The organism is Phytobacter sp. RSE-02 (assembly GCF_040578655.1).
Classification (GTDB): domain Bacteria; phylum Pseudomonadota; class Gammaproteobacteria; order Enterobacterales; family Enterobacteriaceae; genus Phytobacter; species Phytobacter diazotrophicus.
In genome coordinates, this window is record NZ_JBEULY010000011.1 from 119,224 (window position 1) to 136,733 (window position 17,510).

Genomic DNA, 17,510 nt, shown 5'->3' on the forward strand with positions numbered 1-17,510 from the left:
CGGCCTCCTTAGCGCACCAGTGACGGAACATCGACCCAGCGGCGTTCTTTCCAGCTTTGTAGCGCCAGTTCAACCAGTTGCACCCCTTTTGCCCCTTCCAGCAGGTTCCAGCGGAAGTCTATTTCACCGTGAACATGGCGCAGGAAGAGTTCCCACTGCACTTTGAAGGCGTTGTCATAGGTGGTGGTATCAGGTACTGGCGCCCAGTCTTCGAAGAAGTCATGTGTCTGGCGAACATCCGGGTTCCAGACAGGTTTCGGGGTGTTCACACGTGATTGCGTGAGACAGTCGGTCAGGCCCGCGACCGCAGAACCGTTCACGCCATCCACCTGGAAAGTCACCAGGTCATCGCGGCGCACCCGGACACACCAGGAGCTGTTGATCTGCACGATAGTGCCATTGTGCAGTTCAAATGTGGCGTAGGCGGCGTCATCAGCGGTGGCTTTGTAGGCGTTCCCCTGCTCATCAAAACGTTCCGGAATATGGGTCGCGCCCAGGCAACTGATGCTTTTGATTTCGCCAAACAGGTTGTCGACGACATAACGCCAGTGGCAGATCATATCGAGGATGATGCCGCCGCCATCTTCCTGACGGTAGTTCCAGGATGGGCGCTGGGTCGGCTGTAAATCACCTTCAAACACCCAGTAACCAAACTCGCCGCGAACCGACAGCACCTGACCGAAGAAGCCCGCCTGATTGAGCATTTGCAGTTTACGCAGCCCCGGCAGCCACAGTTTGTCCTGTACCACGCCGTGGCAAACGCCCTGCTGCTCTGCATAGTGATATAACTCGACGGCTTCTGACAGGCTGACCGCTACCGGTTTTTCGCAGTAAATATGTTTACCGGCGGCAATGGCTTTTTTCAGTAAACCGGGGCGCGCCTGCGTCGTGGCGGCATCAAAGAAGATCGTATCGTTTGGGTTGGCCAGCGCCGCATCCAGATCCGTGCCCCAACGGCTGATACCGGTTTGTTTCGCCAGTGCGGCAATTTTTTCTTCATTTCGACCAATCAGGATCGGGTCCGGCATGAGTCTGTCGCCGTTTGCCAGCTCAACGCCGCCCTGTTCACGAATTGCCACGATGGAGCGGATCAGATGCTGATTTTTGCCCATCCGCCCGGTTACGCCATGCATGATGATGCCAACGGAAATTGTCGCCATTGCTGTGCCTCGTAATTAAAAGTGGGATTTGTTCAGGCCGCCGTCGACATCAATAATTTGACCGACAGTGAAAGGTAAGTTGCCGTTTGCCAGCGCATCGACGACCACGGCAATGTCCGTCGGCTGGCCCCAGCGTTTCATCGGCACCAGACCGCCGCCGATCAACTGGTCATACTTCGGTTTCACACCGCTGGTCATGTCAGTTTCGATGATGCCAGGGCGAATTTCATAAACACCGATGCCTTCTTCCGCCAGGCGCAGCGCAAAAAGTTGCGTCACCATGCTGGCGGCTGCTTTCGATACGCAATATTCTCCGCGAGAAATCGATAAGCTGTGGGCGCTACAGGAAGTGATGTTGATAATAGAGCGGTGCTGATTATTGAGCTCACCCTGCGAAAGCATGGCGCGCGCCGCTTTTTGACAAAAGAAGAACATTGCCCTGGTGTTGACGTCCTGACAGTACTGGTAATTCTCCGGCGTGACCTCAAGCAGATCGCCACGCTGCTTTGCCGCCGTCCCGGCGTTGTTGACAAGGCAGTCCAGTCGCCCCCAGCGTTGCAAAACGGTGTCCAGCATCCCTTGCTGGAGAATTAAATCTGAAACATCACCCGGTAACGCCAGAGCTTCGATGCCAAATTGTTCTAATTCCGCTACCATGGCTTGTTGTCGGGCGCGACCTTCTTCGTTATCGCGTCCGTTAATTGCGACGTGAAACCCGGCTCTGGCAAGCGTCAACGCGCACGCTTTACCAATTCCCCGTGTCGAGCCTGTCACTAATGCTACCGGACGTTGCGAATGGATCATGAGCATACTCCCTGATGAGTGCCAAACATTTCAACTAAACAGTTGAAACTGTAAACGCAGTATAGAAAGAGAGAAAAATTAAATTCATGATCGACTTCTCAAAATCAACCAACTGGTTGATTTATTTAAAACTACAATTAAAACAATAAATTGAATGGAGGATCTATGAAAGGGGAAGCCAGAACAAAGCGCAGGCATGATCCAGATCTCACAAAAAGCCTGATCCTTGATGCGGCCAAAAAGGAGTTCGCTGAAAAGGGTTTTGACGGGGCGAGGATTGATCAGATCGCCGCGACGGCGAACGTGAACAAACAGTTGATTTACTATTACTTCGACAACAAAGATACGCTGTTTACCCATGTTTTGCAGGCCGCGTACCAGGATATTCGTACCAAAGAGGCCGCACTGGAACTCGATCATCTGCCTGCCCGCGACGCGGTACTAGAACTGATGGATTTCACCTGGCACTACTACCTCGAGAACCCGGAATTTATCCAGTTGCTCAACAGTGAAAACCAGCTCAAGGCGCGTCACCTTAAGGAAGTGGATACGATTGTCCCCATCAACAGTAGCTGGCTTTCGATAACCCAGCGCATTCTTGAACGCGGCCAGCAGGATGGGACGATCCGCCCAGGTATTGATGCGATGCAGCTAAACATCACAATGTCGGCTTTGGGGTTTTTCTATCTGATTAACCAGTCCACGCTGTCGATCATCTATCAGCAGGATCTTAAGCGTCCGGAAGCGCTGGCAACAAGGCGGAAGGTAATGCGCGAAACGATCGCGTGTTGGCTGGCGCCGGGGTTGCTGCCGTAAAAAAAAGCAGGGTCGATTGACCCTGCCTTTGTGTTACTTCACGACACGCAGCGATGGACGCCCGCCGCGTGGTGGGGGATCATCATCCGGATCGTTATCGTCCGCATGATCGGGTTTGTCGCCATCGATAACCGACATCACCGTCTCGCCATCCGGCAGAGAGGTTTCGTCGTCGTCATTCACCGTGACCACGTCTTCATCGTATGCCGTTTCAGGTTCGAACATCGTACCCGCGCCGTTTTCACGTGCGTAGATAGCAAGAACAGCGGCAAGCGGCACAGCAACCTGACGCGGGACGCCGCCAAAGCGCGCGTTAAAACGCACTTCATCATTCGCCAGTTCAAGATTACCCACGGCTCGCGGCGCAATGTTCAACACGATCTGCCCGTCGCGCGCATATTCCATGGGCACGCGCACACCCGGCAACGTTACGTCGACGACCAGATGCGGGGTGAGCTGGTTATCGAGCAACCACTCATAAAAAGCCCGCAACAGGTAAGGACGGCGCGGTGTCAGTTGCGACAAGTCCATTCGATTAACCCCGGCCCAGGCGCATTTCGCGCTCGGCTTCTGTCAGAGACGCGAGGAATGAATCGCGTTCGAAAACACGTGTCATGTAGCCTTTCAGCTCTTTAGAGCCTGCACCACTGAGTTCAATACCCAGAATCGGCAAACGCCACAACAACGGCGCCAGGTAGCAATCCACCAGGCTGAATTCATCACTCAGGAAGTAAGGCTTCTGACCGAACACCGGAGCAATCTGCATCAGTTCTTCACGCAGTTGACGGCGGGCGTTATCGGCCTGCGCGCCACTGCTGGACATGATCACTTCCATCAGCGAGTACCAGTCTTTCTCAATGCGATGCATGTAAAGACGGCTTTCACCACGCGCAACCGGATAAACCGGCATCAGCGGCGGATGAGGGAAACGCTCATCCAGGTATTCCATGATAATGCGTGATTCCCACAGAGTGAGTTCACGATCGACAAGAGTCGGTACGCTTTGATTCGGGTTGAGGTCAATCAGATCCTGAGGAGGATTATCCTTTTCCACGTGCTCAATTTCGAAGCTGACACCTTTTTCTGCCAGCACGATACGGACCTGATGGCTATAGATGTCAACAGGACCAGAAAACAGCGTCATTACCGAACGTTTGTTGGCAGCGACAGCCATGAAAACCTCCAGGTATATTCAGTATTTTTACTGCTACCAGTCTTACTTTGACCGGCGAGATGTTGGTAACCCACCCACGCGCACAGTCACTCTCGTTTAAACATCAAACAAAAAATGAACAATCCCAGGCATTTGGGCAGAAAATTGGATGATAGTTTACCAGATTTTGCGGGCTTTGTGGTGAGGGGATTCTGGAAATGCTGAAAAAGAAGAGAGAATCAACTCATTACTGTGGATAACGTGATTTTTATCCATAAAAAAACCCGGTAGAAACCGGGTTTTTTCGCCAATCGTTCTGCTTTCGCAGAAAGCAATTAACGTTTGGAGTACTGCGGACGGCGACGTGCTTTACGCAGGCCGACTTTCTTACGTTCAACCTGACGAGCGTCACGAGTGACGAAGCCAGCTTTACGCAGTTCAGAACGCAGGGACTCGTCGTACTCCATCAGAGCGCGGGTGATACCGTGACGGATCGCACCAGCCTGACCAGAGATACCACCACCTTTAACAGTGATGTACAGATCGAGTTTCTCAACCATGTCGACCAGTTCCAGCGGCTGACGAACTACCATGCGGGCAGTTTCACGACCGAAGTACTGTTCCAGAGAACGCTGGTTGATTACGATTTTACCGTTGCCCGGTTTGATGAACACGCGAGCAGCAGAGCTTTTGCGGCGACCAGTGCCGTAGTATTGATTTTCAGCCATTGCCTATAATCCCGATTAGATGTCAAGAACTTGCGGTTGCTGTGCCGCGTGGTTGTGCTCGTTGCCAGCGTAAACTTTCAGTTTACGGTACATAGCACGACCCAGCGGGCCTTTTGGCAGCATGCCTTTAACCGCGATTTCAATCACACGCTCAGGACGGCGGGCAATCATCTCTTCAAAGGTCGCTTCTTTGATACCACCGATGTGGCCAGTGTGGTGGTAGTACATTTTGTCTTCGCGCTTGTTGCCGGTTACAGCAACTTTTTCTGCGTTCAGAACGATGATGTAGTCACCAGTATCAACGTGCGGAGTGTATTCCGCTTTATGCTTACCGCGCAGGCGACGTGCCAGTTCAGTAGCCAGACGGCCCAGAGTTTTACCTGTCGCGTCAACAACATACCAGTCGCGTTGTACGGTTTCTGGTTTAGCTGTAAAAGTTTTCATTAAAAGCTTACCCAAATAATAAGTTACACGTTGGTGAACACCCAAACGTTTAGTCAGTTGAGGTTCACACGACATTGTCCAGCAAACCTACCCCTTCGAATAGCCTATGCCGGCGCAGAGAAAGTTTTGGGAAAAAAACCTTCTTGTAACGTGGGGTCGCAGGATTATAGAGAAGTCGGGGTCAAAGATCGACCCCTATTTGTGATTTGAAGAGGCTTTTTCGGTGTTGGGGCTGTGCGGTCTGTCGCCCTCCCCCCCAGCCCCTCTCCCACAGAGAAGCGGGCAGTTATGGCATATGTTGCCGCTTGAGGTACTCCTCGCTCTGCATCTCCTGCAGACGAGACAGACAGCGCTGGAACTCGAACTTCAGTCGCTCGCCCTGATAAATCTCGTACAGCGGAACCGCCGCGCTCACCACCAGCTTCACATGCCGTTCGTAGAATTCATCCACCAGTGCGATAAAACGCCGCGCCTCACTCTCCATTAACGGTGTCATGACAGGGACATCAAATAGCATGACGGTGTGATACAGACGAGAGAGGGCAATATAGTCGTGCTGACTGCGGGCATCCACACACAGCGTGGCGAACGATACCGCCAGCGTCTGATTTTCCACCCCCAGCGTCGCCAGCGGACGGTGATTGACCTCTAATACTGGAGAATGAGCCCGTTTTGCCCCTGCCAGCGCTTGCCAGAGTTTATCCATCTGCTGCTGCGTCTCTTCATTTAATGGCGAAAGCCACAGATGGGCCAGGGTCAATGTACGCAGACGATAATCCACACCCGCATCGACATTCATCACATCGCAGTACTGTTTGATGGCATCAATGGCCGGTAAAAAACGCGCCCGTTGCAACCCGTTACGATAAAGTTCGTCTGGCGGAATATTCGAAGTGGCGACCAGCGTAATCCCTCTGGCGAAGAGAGCCTTCATTAGCCCGCCGAGCAACATGGCGTCGGTGATATCCGATACAAAAAACTCATCAAAACAGAGCACATCGGTTTCGGCTTTGAAATGGTCGGCGACAATCTCCAGCGGATCGCTATGTCCCTGTAGTTGCGTTAATTCCTCATGCACACGCAGCATAAAACGGTGGAAATGCAGACGCTGTTTCCGTTCCCCAGGCAGGCTTTGATAAAAGAGGTCCATTAACCAGGTTTTACCGCGCCCGACGCCGCCCCACATATAAAGGCCGCGTACGGGGGTAAGCGTCGTGGGCTCACGCTTACCTAACAATTTGCCAAATTTCGCCATCAAGCCACCGCTTTGCGGGGCGGATTGTTCTTTGGTCACAATTTGCTGGTAAATGAGATCAAGACGGCTAACAGCTTCTTTTTGCACATCATCCGGCTGATGGCTACCCTCGTTGAGGGCATTGAGGTAACGCGATGTCGGGGTAAGGCTCTGCATGGTGTTATCGTTATTCCTTGAAAATCGATCCTGCCCACAGGGTTGGCGAAAAAAAGGTCGTTCTACCCTACGCGATGCCGCGTCGGGATTCCACTTCTGCGCGAATAGCGGTTATAGTGGCATAATCAGGCGCAGGCAAGGAGCTTGCAGCTATTACCCTACGGAACCATAAGACAATGGGAGAAGTACATGACCTGGGAATACGCGCTAATTGGGTTAGTCGTCGGCGTCATCATTGGTGCTGTGGCCATGCGTTTTGGAAACCGGAAATTACGCCAGCAACAGGCAATGCAGTACGAGCTGGAAAAAAATAAAGCAGAACTTGAAGAGTACCGTGAAGAGCTGGTCAATCACTTCGCTCGCAGCGCAGAACTCCTCGACAATATGGCGCATGATTACCGCCAGCTTTATCAGCACATGGCAAAAAGTTCCAGCAGCTTACTGCCGGAAATGTCTGCTGAGGAAAACCCATTCCGTAACCGTCTGGCGGAGTCCGAAGCGGGCAACGATCAGGCACCGGTACAGATTCCTCGCGACTATTCCGAAGGTGCCTCCGGCTTGCTGCGCGGCAACGCAAACCGCAAATAATCACTTTATTACCGCATTTTTAACGGGCGCACAGGTTGCGCCCGTCTTGTCTTTATAATCACAGCTATCATTTAGTCATTAACCTCATTGTTACCCGATTGAAATTTCAATAACATCAAACTGTTTTGCATCGTTTTCCCTTTCACTTCAGGTTACGAGAGCCAGCATCAATGAAGAAACAAACCCAGCTGTTGAGTGCGTTAGCGTTAAGTGTCGGGTTATCTCTCTCGGCACCCATCCAGACTATGGCAGCGATGCCATCGCAGGTTCCAGGCCAGGGAGCGCTTCCCAGCCTCGCGCCAGTGCTGGAGAAAGTTTTACCTGCCGTGGTGAGCGTGCAGGTGGAAGGAACGGCGGTACAAGGACAGAAAGTCCCTGATGAACTGAAAAAATATTTTGGCGACGAGTTGCCCGAACAGCAGCAGGCTCAGCCTTTTGAAGGGTTGGGTTCCGGGGTCATCATTGATGCAGCAAAAGGTTACGTGTTGACGAATAACCACGTCATTAACCAGGCGCAAAAAATCAATGTCCAGCTCAACGATGGTCGCGAGTTCGAGGCCAAACTGATTGGCGGCGACGATCAAAGCGACATTGCGCTGTTGCAGCTACAAAACCCCAGCAACCTCACGCAAATCGCGATCGCCGATTCCGATAAGTTAAGAGTGGGTGACTTTGTCGTTGCCGTGGGGAACCCGTTCGGGCTGGGGCAAACAGCGACATCCGGGATTGTTTCTGCTCTGGGCCGAAGCGGACTTAATCTCGAAGGACTGGAAAACTTTATCCAGACAGATGCCTCGATTAACCGCGGTAACTCCGGCGGCGCATTGCTGAACCTGAACGGTGAGCTTATTGGCATCAACACAGCAATCCTTGCGCCAAGCGGCGGCAGCGTCGGTATCGGTTTTGCGATTCCGAGTAATATGGCACAGACACTGTCTCGCCAGTTGATTCAGTTCGGTGAAATCAAACGCGGCCTGCTGGGTATTAAAGGGACCGAGATGAGTGCTGATATCGCCAAAGCCTTTAACCTGAATGTGCAGCGTGGCGCCTTTGTCAGCGAAGTATTGCCGAACTCCGGCTCAGCGAAAGCAGGCATTAAATCTGGCGACGTGATTGTCAGCCTTAATGACAAGCCGCTGAACAGCTTTGCCGAACTGCGTTCACGCATTGCAACGACAGAACCGGGCGCAAAAGTGAAGTTAGGCATCCTTCGTGATGGCAAACCGCAGGATATTGAAGTCACACTGGATAAGAGCACTTCGTCTTCCGCCAGCGCTGAACTGATCTCCCCGGCGCTGCAGGGCGCCTCGTTGAGTGATGGTCAACTCAAAGACGGTACGAAAGGTATCAATATTGAGAACGTCGAAAAAGGCAGTGCGGCTGCTCAGGCAGGCCTGCATAAAGACGATGTCATTATTGGCATTAACCGTACGCAGGTGCAGTCCATTGCCGAGCTGCGTAAGGTTCTTGAAACCAAACCGTCGGTAATTGCTCTGCAAATCATCCGCGGCAATGAAACACTCTATTTATTGCTACGTTAAGCAAATGCGATCCCGGACATCACCGCTGCATGTGATGTCCGGAAAACTCGTGCTATGCTGCTGCGACTCCCTAATGACGACGCCTGCATCATGTTTTTGAAGCTCTTACGCTCGGTTGCAATTGGTTTAATGGTTGGTGGCATTATCCTCGCCGCCCTGCCTTCGCTACGCCAGCATAACCCGCTAACCGCAACGCAATTTGACAGTACCGATGAAACGCCCGCCAGCTACAACCCGGCGGTTCGCCGTGCCGCGCCCGCGGTAGTCTATGTCTATAACCGTAGTATGAATACGTCATCCCATAATCGTCTGGAAATTCGTACCCTGGGTTCCGGTGTGATTATGGATCAGCGTGGCTATATCGTTACGAATAAACATGTTATCAACGATGCAGACCAGATAATCGTTGCCTTGCAGGATGGCCGCGTTTTTGAGGCGCTTCTGGTGGGGTCGGACTCCCTTACCGACCTGGCGGTACTGAAAATTAACGCCACTGGCGGCCTGCCGGTGATACCGATCAATCCGCGTCGTGTACCGCATATTGGCGATGTGGTATTGGCGATTGGTAACCCCTATAACCTGGGGCAAACCATTACTCAGGGGATCATCAGTGCCACCGGGCGTATCGGCCTGAACCCAACCGGTCGCCAGAATTTCCTGCAAACGGATGCCTCCATCAACCACGGCAACTCCGGCGGCGCGCTGGTGAACTCGCTGGGTGAGTTAATGGGTATCAATACTCTCTCTTTCGACAAGAGCAACGATGGCGAGACACCGGAAGGTATTGGTTTCGCTATCCCCTTCCAACTCGCGACGAAAATCATGGATAAGTTGATTCGCGATGGTCGGGTGATCCGTGGCTATATCGGTATCGGCGGAAGAGAAATCGCCCCTATGCATACCCAGAACGGCGGTATCGATCAAATTCAGGGGATCGTGGTTAATGAAGTCTCGCCAGATGGTCCGGCAGCCCGGGCAGGCATTCAGGTGAATGATGTTATTGTCAGCGTAAATGGTAAGCCTGCGGTCTCGGCACTGGAAACCATGGACCAGGTCGCGGAAATTCGTCCCGGGTCAGAAATACCGGTTGAAGTGATGCGTGATGACAAGAAACTGAAACTACAGGTCACGATCCAGGAATATCCAGCGACCAACTAAAAGCCATAAAAAAACCGGAGCCCAATGAACTCCGGTTTTTTTGCGCGTCTCTGGAGGCAAACGGCGTACCAGACGGCGGCAGCTATTTATTTGTTAACAAAATCTTCGCCGAGCTGAATATCTTTTTTCAGGGTTTCCAGCATCCCTTCCAGCGCCTGCTGTTCAAAGGCGCTTAATTTACCAATCGACTGGCGTTCTTCAATACCATTTTTACCTAACAGCAGCGGCTGAGAGAAGAAGCGGGCATACTGGCCATCGCCTTCAACATAGGCACATTCAACAACACCTTTTTCGCCCTGCAACGCACGCACCAGCGACAGGCCAAAGCGCGCGGCTGCCTGGCCCATAGAGAGTGTTGCAGAGCCGCCACCCGCTTTTGCTTCGACCACCTCAGTGCCCGCGTTCTGAATACGTTTTGTCAGATCGGCAATTTCCTGCTCAGAGAAGCTGACACCCGGAATTTGCGACAGCAACGGCAGAATGGTGACGCCTGAATGTCCGCCCACGACCGGCACTTCAACCTCGCCCGGCTGCTTACCTTTCAGCTCAGCCACAAAGGTATTGGAGCGAATGATATCCAGCGTTGTCACGCCGAACAGTTTGTTTTTGTCATACACACCGGCTTTTTTCAGCACCTCTGCGGCAATCGCCACCGTAGTGTTAACCGGGTTAGTGATCACGCCAATACAGGCTTTGGGGCAGGTTTTGGCAATTTGCGCGACCAGGTTTTTCACAATACCGGCATTCACATTAAAGAGATCGGAACGATCCATACCCGGTTTACGCGCGACGCCCGCGGAAATCAGCACCACATCCGCACCGTGCAGGGCAGGCGTTGCGTCTTCTCCAGAAAAACCTTTAATTTTCACAGCGGTAGGAATATGGCTGAGGTCAACAGCAACCCCAGGGGTTACAGGAGCAATATCATAGAGCGAGAGTTCTGAACCTGAAGGCAGTTGTGTTTTAAGTAGTAGAGCTAACGCCTGGCCGATGCCACCAGCTGCGCCGAGGACTGCAACTTTCATCATAAACTCCTTATTATGGTTAGCTAAATATTTTGTTACTCCATTGCGGCGACCTTAATTCACCCTGATAATTATGGCAACGAACCAGCCAAAATTCTGCGGCATGGCACGCTTTTAAAATATTATAATGGGCTTTCACGACCGTCGGACCGGCAAACCAAGCAACTAAGATTGAGAGTTTACAATATAGCGCTGATATCCATCTAAACAATATCATTTCAGTAACATTTATTTTACTTTTGCTTGAATTTGCGACACATGACACAGTAGGTTCCATAACGTAATTTGATAAAATTTACGTGAACTATAAGAAAATTTGAGTTATTTCCACAGTAGATTATTTGCATAAAAATTCATCCATGTGCATAATAATGTAGTTTTCACGGCCTTAATACGGGTGACTTATGCGAAGCTCGGCAAAACAAGAAGAATTAGTTAAAGCGTTTAAAGCGCTACTTAAAGAAGAGAAATTTAGTTCTCAGGGAGAGATTGTTCTGGCGTTACAAGAACAGGGCTTTGACAATATCAATCAGTCTAAAGTGTCCCGCATGTTGACTAAATTCGGCGCGGTGCGTACGCGCAACGCCAAAATGGAGATGGTGTACTGTTTGCCTGTCGAAATGGGTGTTCCAACCACCTCCAGCCCGCTCAAAAATCTGGTGCTTGATATCGATTACAACGACGCCGTTGTTGTTATTCATACCAGCCCAGGCGCTGCACAACTGATTGCGCGCTTACTGGACTCGCTGGGCAAAGCGGAAGGTATTCTGGGTACTATTGCCGGTGACGATACCATTTTCACTACCCCGGCAAGCGGCTTTACGGTCAAAGAACTTTACGAAGCCATCCTCGTACTCTTCGAACAAGAGCTTTAATTCCTTCCCCCGGTTTCGTGCCGGGGAAGTGCCTCTGTTAGGGTCACATCTCTTTCTGATCCCCTTTGCTTTAACACAATGTGCGAATTTCTGTCGCATTTCATTCACGCAATGAATGTTTTCGCACAAAAAATCAAAATCACACATCCCCTTGATTTTAAATATTAAAAAATAAAACCCCGCTCAAAATCACCCGTTTTTTATGCCTTTTTGGCTATAAAAAAAGGTTTCTTTACCACTTACTTACAATAGCAATAATTAGCTCAGTATTAATTTTACACGTTATTAGTGTATACTTGATTTTGTGATGAGGGTCACGAAACAAAGCCCTCAGGAATTAAGATTCGACGAGGTAAGCATTATGAAAATCAAATCAACTGTAGCAACACTCAGCATCCTTTCTGTTCTGTCATTTGGCGCATTTGCAGCAAGCTCTATCGATGCTGGCCAGGCGCAAAATCGCCAATCATTAGGCACCGTCTCCGTCGGTGGCATTGCATCATCCCCGATGGATATGCGTGCGGAACTGAACAAAAAAGCTGAAGAACAGGGTGCGTCTTCTTATCGCATCATCGAAGCACGTACCGGCGATAGCTGGCACGCCACTGCTGAACTGTATAAATAATTAACCGACAACCCTATGTCATCATCACTCAGCGGCACCAGGCATAAAAATAGCGGTATAAACCTTCTCGCCGTTGAGTATTGAGGAGAAAGACAATGAAACGTAACGCAATCATCGCAGCCCTTGGTTTAGCTTCACTGATCTCTTTTGGTGCCAGCGCAGCCACCCAACTGTCCGATAACCAAACACAAAACATGCAGGCCATTGGGACCATTTCTGTTTCCCAGACCGCAAGTTCTCCAATGAGCATCCGTGACGAATTATCTGCTAAAGCGGACGCGGCAGGCGCGAAAGCCTACCACGTGACCGAACTCCAGGAAGGTGATACCTGGCACGCAACGGCGGAACTCTACAAATAAACCCTCGTCGTCTACTCCGACGACTTGCCCCCGCCTGTCGGGGGCTTTTTTTTGTGCTGCATTAGCGCACGTTAAAACGCAACTGCCCTTCCAGCTCTTCCTCCGCTTCATCAAACAGCAGAATGAGCGCGCCGAAACGCCGCCGCAGTGTTTCGCTAAGATGAATGAACTCAATTTCAACCGGCAACGGCAACTTTTCCGTCACTATTATCCATAATGAATCCAGATCGGTAATGCTTGCCTCATTGAGAGCAAACTGGCGGGAAAATTCGCGATAGAACTTACTTTGCGTGTCGATCTCAGCAAAATCGAAGGTATAGGTATTCATTGTCCGCCATCCAGCCCTGTCGGGCGGCTTACGCCACCCATTTCACTATAATCCCCCGAGATGCAGGGTTTTGACTTCCATAAACTCTTCCAGCCCCAGAACGGAGCCTTCCCGCCCCAGGCCGGACTCTTTTACACCGCCAAAGGGGCCCAGCTCGGTAGATACCGCGCATTCATTGATACCAATCATCCCACTTTCAATCGCCTGGGAGACGCGAAATACGCGGGATAAGTTTTGGGTGTAGAAATAGGCAGCAAGACCAAACGGCGTTGCGTTAGCGCGCTGGATAACTTCATCCTCGGTCGTAAAGCGAAAACAGGCGGCGACCGGGCCAAACGTCTCTTCGTTCGCCAGCTTCATGCCATCGCTGCAATCCCCCAGGACGGTGGGCTGCCAGAAATTCCCCCCTAACGCGTGCGCTTTACCCCCAGCCAGAACTTTCGCCCCTTTTGCGACGGCGTCTTCCACGTGTTCACGCACTTTATCCACCGCAGAAGGTTCAATAAGCGGGCCGACCACCACACCGTCGTCAAGACCATTCCCGACTTTGAGGGCATTGACCGCCTCTGCCAGTTTCTGCGTGAAGGTGTCATACACCGACTCATGAATATAAAAACGGTTAACGCTCACGCATACTTGCCCGGCATTACGGAATTTATTGGCAACCGCCCCTTTTACCGCCGCATCAATATCTGCGTCTTCAAAGACGATGTAAGGCGCGTTGCCCCCGAGTTCCATGGAGACTTTCTTCATGGTTTCAGCCGCGTTACGCACCAGCGTTTTACCGACGGCGGTAGATCCGGTAAAGGAAATTTTGCGTACATCATGGCTCGCCATGATCGCATCGCTAATTTCCGATGTATTCCCGGCAACTGCATTTAGCACACCGTCCGGCACGCCCGCTTTTTTCGCCAGCGCCAGCAGCGCAAAGGCACTGAGCGGCGTGTTATTGGCGGGTTTAATCACGCCCGTACACCCTGCGGCTAACGCAGGTCCCAGCTTACGGGTCAGCATCGCCATCGGGAAATTCCATGGGGTTATCGCTGCCACAACGCCAATGGGTTCGCGGGTAGCAAAAATACGCGATCCGGGTTTTATCGGCGGGATAATTTCGCCATTAGCACGCTTCGCTTGCTCGGCGAACCATTGAATAAAGCTTGCAGCATAGTCCACCTCACCTTCGGCTTCTTTTAAGGGCTTGCCCTGTTCGGTGGTCATCAACCTTCCCAGCCAGCTTTTGTTTTCAATGATCAATTCGTACCAGCGATAAAGGATAGCGGAACGCTCTTTTGCCGTTTTCGCACGCCAGGCGGGAAAAGCCCTGGTGGCTGCGGCGATAGCGGCTTCCGTCTCTTTTTTCCCGGCTTTTGCTACCTTTGCGACAACCTCGCCGGTCGCCGGGTTCAGTACGTCAAATGTCGTGTCCAACGATTTCCAGACGCCATCGACAAGATAGCCCGTCTGGAAAAGTTCGCTGTCCTGCAATGCCTGCGTTGTCATTTGTCCTCCTGATCTGTGATTTACAAAAGCTCCCGTAAAGTATAGCCATAAAAAAACCGACGCTTCTGGCGTCGGTTTTGGGTCTAGCTGCTGGTTAGGGCATGCTGATATTTGTGTAACATTCCGGTAAGTCGTTTTACCGGCTCGGTCACCTGCGGCGGTGCATCCCAGTGCTGCAATTTCGCCTGATAGACCTCCAGCTCCTCCAGCAACTGCGCGAAATAGTGCCGTCGTCTACTGTCAGATCGGGCGGAAATGACGCTATCAGCCGTACGGCGAAGCTGTCGATGAAATGCCGAAAGCTCATCATTCACCGGTACAGGCGCATCACGTAAACGCTGATGAGCAATGATCAACGTCAGAGCCAGGCGGAATTTCGCCACATCGCCAGGGAATTTATTCAACAGTAAAAACAACTGCTGATAGAGCGCAGGTAAATGGTTCTCTTTACGTCGCGCGCTGTTGGTTGTCATCGCCGAAACGGCCGCCGAGACAAACTGATTGAGCAACATCCGCCCGGTACGTGCCTGCGAATTGTCCCGCACCAGCAAAATAACGATCAGCGCCAGCCCGCAGCCGATAATTTGCCCGAGCGCGCTATCAAGAAATTGGCTGAACTTAAACGTCATCGGGTTATCAAGCACGATAATGTTGATGGTACTTGCCAGCGCCCCCAGCGAACCCAGCCGCCGTTTCTGCACCTCGACACCGGCAAAAAAAGCCAGTACAGCCAGGCTGATGCAGAGCAATAGCATGCTCTGCTGCGTCGAAGGGATGATAAACAGAAAATAGAGCGCACCGACCGGCAGGGCGACCAACGTCCCTATCAGAAAATCAATGGCTACCATCTTCGGATTTGGCAGACGCATTGCCAGCGACGTCACCACCGCGATCATCACCATGGTTCCACTGCCGGAAGTCCAGCCGCTCCACAACCAGAATAAGGTTCCTAATCCGCAGGATAGAGTGGTACGCCAGAAGTTGACCATCGCATGATGGCGTTCCGCCGATGCCGGCTTGATAACCACTTCGCCGCGCAGGACTTCTTCTTCCGTCGCACTGATTTTGGTATTGCTCACCACCCCGCGTTTGAGCAGCAAATACCGTGTTGCCGCCCCCACCCAGCTATAGATGGTGACTGGTGTTTCACGTTCACCGGTCCAGGCAATCACCCGGCGCATCCGCTTCATTTGTCTATGCACGTCCTGAACGGTTTCTACGGGCGCATCGAACAGTTCGCGGAACGTGTCGGTAATCAATTCGGGTCGCGTATTTTGGATCAGATACGTTTCACACGCCTGGGTAATCAGCGTAAGCGACAACGTATTGATCGCTGTCAGACGGCGGTTGGCGCGCCCCCAGCGGGAAGATTCAATTTTCAGGTTGCTGCGCATCCCTTCCAGGGCAGTCGTGCGCCGCACCAGCGCTCCCCAGGCTTTATCCACATCTTCAGGGTCGCCATGTTTAATGCACAACTGCATTAGCTGGTATTGGGCCACCAGCAAACTGTCCAGCTCGCGGTCAATCTCGCGTTTAATCGAACGGGGAGAAAACAGCAAATCTGCCGCAATGGCGCAGACAATACCGATAACGATTTCACTGCAACGCTCAACGGCAAACTGAGGGGCCAGTAGCGGTTCGCTCTGGATCGTTACAACAATAATCAGCGCCGTATAGCCTGCCAGTCCCCAGGCATAAGAGTTCTCCACACGGACGAGCGAAGAAACCCAGGTACAAAACCCCGCCCAGATACAGCAGACCGTCAGCATCAGGAATGGAGCGCGGATCATGGCGATGATGATGGTTAGACCGGCGATAGAGCCAATAAAAGTACCGACAATACGCAGCATACCGCGGTAACGAATCGCGCCCGACCAGGGTTCTCCCCCGGCAGCAAAAGCCGGACCTGCCGCCACAATCGCCGCCGTCAATACTGCCCAGCGCGGTGTTTCCAGTTGGAAATGAAAACCGACAAATAGCGCCAGTACGATAGCGCATGCGAGTTTAAGGGCGAAGCGAACGTGGTAGCTGGCGATGGAAAACATAGCCATAGGGGTTAACCAAATTCACGCAGGCGATGAGCCAGTTTACGGAAAAAGGAGTCGTGGCTCTCATCGCGATCGGTTTGCCCCGTTACCACAACCGTAGCCGTCGTGCCTGCTGGCCAGAGATTCCCCTGCTGCTCATCCAGGCGAATACGTACCGGCACGCGTTGCGCCAGACGTACCCACTCAAGATTCGAATCAATGGTCGCCATCCCTTTGCTGTCATTGCTGCTGCTGGCATTGGTCACCCCGGCGGCCACGCTCTCTACCGTGCCTTTCAGAACCCGGTTACTGCCCAGCGGGGTGATTTCGGCCCGGAAGCCAGGATGAACGCCCTCCAGTTTGGTCTCTTCCATATAAGCCTGAACATAGAAGGAGTTCTGTTTGACCAGCGCGACGGCCGTTGAACCACGGGTAATAAACTCCCCGGCGTAGACATTGAGGTTGGTAACCCAGCCGTCTGCCGGTGCGCGAATCACCGTGCGTTCCAGATCCAGTTTTGCCAGGTCACGTGTGGCCTGCGCTTTCGCCAGTTGATGTAATACTGTCTGCAGGACGTTGTTGGCCTGATCGATTTCTTCGCGGGACATCGCCTGAACGCCAAGCTGGTTACGGCGGCCTGCTTCACGGCGCTTTTCACTTTCCAGCGCCTGATAGTAAGCGACATCCGCTTCTGCCTCTTCCAGCGCTTTCTGATAACGCGGCTGATCGATGGTAAACAGCACCTGGTCTTTTTTAACCAGTTGGTTATCGTGAACGCTGACGTCGGTAATTAATCCGGCGACGTCAGGCGCGATAGCGACCACGTCGGCGCTAAAGCGCGCATCGCGGGTCCAGGGGGATTCTGTGTAGTACACCCATGCGCGGAAAATAGCGATGAAAGCGAGGATAACCAGCGCCAGGGTGATGGCGGTACGAAAGAAATTTCTTGTTAGTGTTTTCACTTCTAC

The 17,510-nt window shown here is 52.1% G+C and carries 19 protein-coding genes; 7 read left to right on the forward strand and 12 right to left on the reverse strand.

Going from position 1 to position 17,510, the window contains the following annotated elements; translation table 11 throughout:
• Positions 1 to 8 precede the first annotated feature (8 nt).
• Both ABU190_RS20610 and ABU190_RS20615 read right to left on the reverse strand, forming a co-directional pair.
• Entirely contained in the window at positions 9 to 1,160 is a 1,152-nt protein-coding gene (locus ABU190_RS20610; RefSeq protein WP_296409712.1) for a Gfo/Idh/MocA family oxidoreductase, read from the reverse strand.
• Between the two features lie 15 nt (positions 1,161 to 1,175).
• On the reverse strand, positions 1,176 to 1,964 hold the full coding sequence (locus ABU190_RS20615; protein ID WP_354692264.1) for a 3-ketoacyl-ACP reductase: 789 nt from the start codon (positions 1,962 to 1,964) through the stop codon (positions 1,176 to 1,178).
• Positions 1,965 to 2,129: 165 nt separating this feature from the next.
• Between ABU190_RS20615 and ABU190_RS20620 the strand changes: the two genes are divergently transcribed.
• On the forward strand, positions 2,130 to 2,780 hold the full coding sequence (locus ABU190_RS20620; protein WP_079497045.1) for a TetR/AcrR family transcriptional regulator: 651 nt from the start codon (positions 2,130 to 2,132) through the stop codon (positions 2,778 to 2,780).
• Between the two features lie 33 nt (positions 2,781 to 2,813).
• Here the strand turns inward: ABU190_RS20620 and sspB are convergent, their stop codons facing one another.
• The 5 genes from sspB to zapE form a co-directional block, all read right to left on the reverse strand.
• A complete protein-coding gene (sspB, locus tag ABU190_RS20625) occupies positions 2,814 to 3,311 on the reverse strand; it encodes a ClpXP protease specificity-enhancing factor (protein WP_039077428.1) in 498 nt (165 codons plus the stop codon).
• 4 nt (positions 3,312 to 3,315) lie between these two features.
• On the reverse strand, positions 3,316 to 3,954 hold the full coding sequence (sspA, locus tag ABU190_RS20630; RefSeq protein ID WP_039077427.1) for a stringent starvation protein SspA: 639 nt from the start codon (positions 3,952 to 3,954) through the stop codon (positions 3,316 to 3,318).
• Positions 3,955 to 4,268: 314 nt separating this feature from the next.
• A complete protein-coding gene (gene rpsI, locus ABU190_RS20635) occupies positions 4,269 to 4,661 on the reverse strand; it encodes a 30S ribosomal protein S9 (protein ID WP_002437466.1) in 393 nt (130 codons plus the stop codon).
• A gap of 15 nt (positions 4,662 to 4,676) precedes the next feature.
• Positions 4,677 to 5,105 carry a 50S ribosomal protein L13 gene (gene rplM / locus ABU190_RS20640; RefSeq protein WP_013364512.1) on the reverse strand — a complete coding sequence of 143 codons (429 nt, stop codon included), beginning with the start codon at positions 5,103 to 5,105 and terminating at the stop codon, positions 4,677 to 4,679.
• 286 nt (positions 5,106 to 5,391) lie between these two features.
• Positions 5,392 to 6,516, reverse strand: a complete 1,125-nt coding sequence (gene zapE, locus ABU190_RS20645) for a cell division protein ZapE (RefSeq protein WP_354692265.1) — start codon at positions 6,514 to 6,516, stop codon at positions 5,392 to 5,394.
• Positions 6,517 to 6,705: 189 nt separating this feature from the next.
• Here zapE and zapG point away from each other — a divergent pair, with 189 nt between their 5' ends.
• The 3 genes from zapG (at position 6,706) to degS (ending at position 9,803) form a co-directional block, all read left to right on the forward strand.
• Positions 6,706 to 7,104: a Z-ring associated protein ZapG gene (gene zapG / locus ABU190_RS20650; protein ID WP_039077425.1), complete on the forward strand. Its 399-nt coding sequence runs from the start codon at positions 6,706 to 6,708 to the stop codon at positions 7,102 to 7,104.
• A gap of 170 nt (positions 7,105 to 7,274) precedes the next feature.
• A complete protein-coding gene (gene degQ / locus ABU190_RS20655; RefSeq protein WP_039077424.1) occupies positions 7,275 to 8,645 on the forward strand; it encodes a serine endoprotease DegQ in 1,371 nt (456 codons plus the stop codon).
• Positions 8,646 to 8,735: 90 nt separating this feature from the next.
• Positions 8,736 to 9,803: an outer membrane-stress sensor serine endopeptidase DegS gene (degS, locus tag ABU190_RS20660; protein ID WP_039077545.1), complete on the forward strand. Its 1,068-nt coding sequence runs from the start codon at positions 8,736 to 8,738 to the stop codon at positions 9,801 to 9,803.
• Between the two features lie 86 nt (positions 9,804 to 9,889).
• On the opposite strand, the gene mdh is transcribed toward degS, so the two are convergent.
• A complete protein-coding gene (gene mdh, locus ABU190_RS20665) occupies positions 9,890 to 10,828 on the reverse strand; it encodes a malate dehydrogenase (RefSeq protein ID WP_039077423.1) in 939 nt (312 codons plus the stop codon).
• Positions 10,829 to 11,232: 404 nt separating this feature from the next.
• Here mdh and argR point away from each other — a divergent pair, with 404 nt between their 5' ends.
• The 3 genes from argR to yhcN (ABU190_RS20680) all read left to right on the forward strand — a co-directional run bounded on the left by argR (position 11,233) and on the right by yhcN (ABU190_RS20680) (position 12,687).
• A complete protein-coding gene (argR, locus tag ABU190_RS20670) occupies positions 11,233 to 11,703 on the forward strand; it encodes a transcriptional regulator ArgR (protein WP_039077422.1) in 471 nt (156 codons plus the stop codon).
• A 361-nt stretch (positions 11,704 to 12,064) separates the two neighbouring features.
• Positions 12,065 to 12,328, forward strand: coding sequence for a peroxide/acid stress response protein YhcN (gene yhcN, locus ABU190_RS20675; RefSeq protein ID WP_039077421.1), 264 nt, complete (start codon positions 12,065 to 12,067; stop codon positions 12,326 to 12,328).
• 95 nt (positions 12,329 to 12,423) lie between these two features.
• Positions 12,424 to 12,687, forward strand: a complete 264-nt coding sequence (gene yhcN, locus ABU190_RS20680; protein ID WP_039077420.1) for a peroxide/acid stress response protein YhcN — start codon at positions 12,424 to 12,426, stop codon at positions 12,685 to 12,687.
• Positions 12,688 to 12,748: 61 nt separating this feature from the next.
• Here the strand turns inward: yhcN (ABU190_RS20680) and ABU190_RS20685 are convergent, their stop codons facing one another.
• The 4 genes from ABU190_RS20685 to aaeA form a co-directional block, all read right to left on the reverse strand.
• A complete protein-coding gene (locus ABU190_RS20685) occupies positions 12,749 to 13,015 on the reverse strand; it encodes a hypothetical protein (protein ID WP_354692266.1) in 267 nt (88 codons plus the stop codon).
• A 45-nt stretch (positions 13,016 to 13,060) separates the two neighbouring features.
• Positions 13,061 to 14,515, reverse strand: a complete 1,455-nt coding sequence (locus tag ABU190_RS20690) for an NAD-dependent succinate-semialdehyde dehydrogenase (protein ID WP_354692267.1) — start codon at positions 14,513 to 14,515, stop codon at positions 13,061 to 13,063.
• 83 nt (positions 14,516 to 14,598) lie between these two features.
• On the reverse strand, positions 14,599 to 16,566 hold the full coding sequence (aaeB, locus tag ABU190_RS20695) for a p-hydroxybenzoic acid efflux pump subunit AaeB (RefSeq protein WP_354692268.1): 1,968 nt from the start codon (positions 16,564 to 16,566) through the stop codon (positions 14,599 to 14,601).
• Between the two features lie 5 nt (positions 16,567 to 16,571).
• Positions 16,572 to 17,504 (reverse strand): p-hydroxybenzoic acid efflux pump subunit AaeA, encoded by a 933-nt coding sequence (aaeA, locus tag ABU190_RS20700; protein WP_039077416.1) that lies wholly within the window; start codon positions 17,502 to 17,504, stop codon positions 16,572 to 16,574.
• Positions 17,505 to 17,510 lie beyond the last annotated feature (6 nt).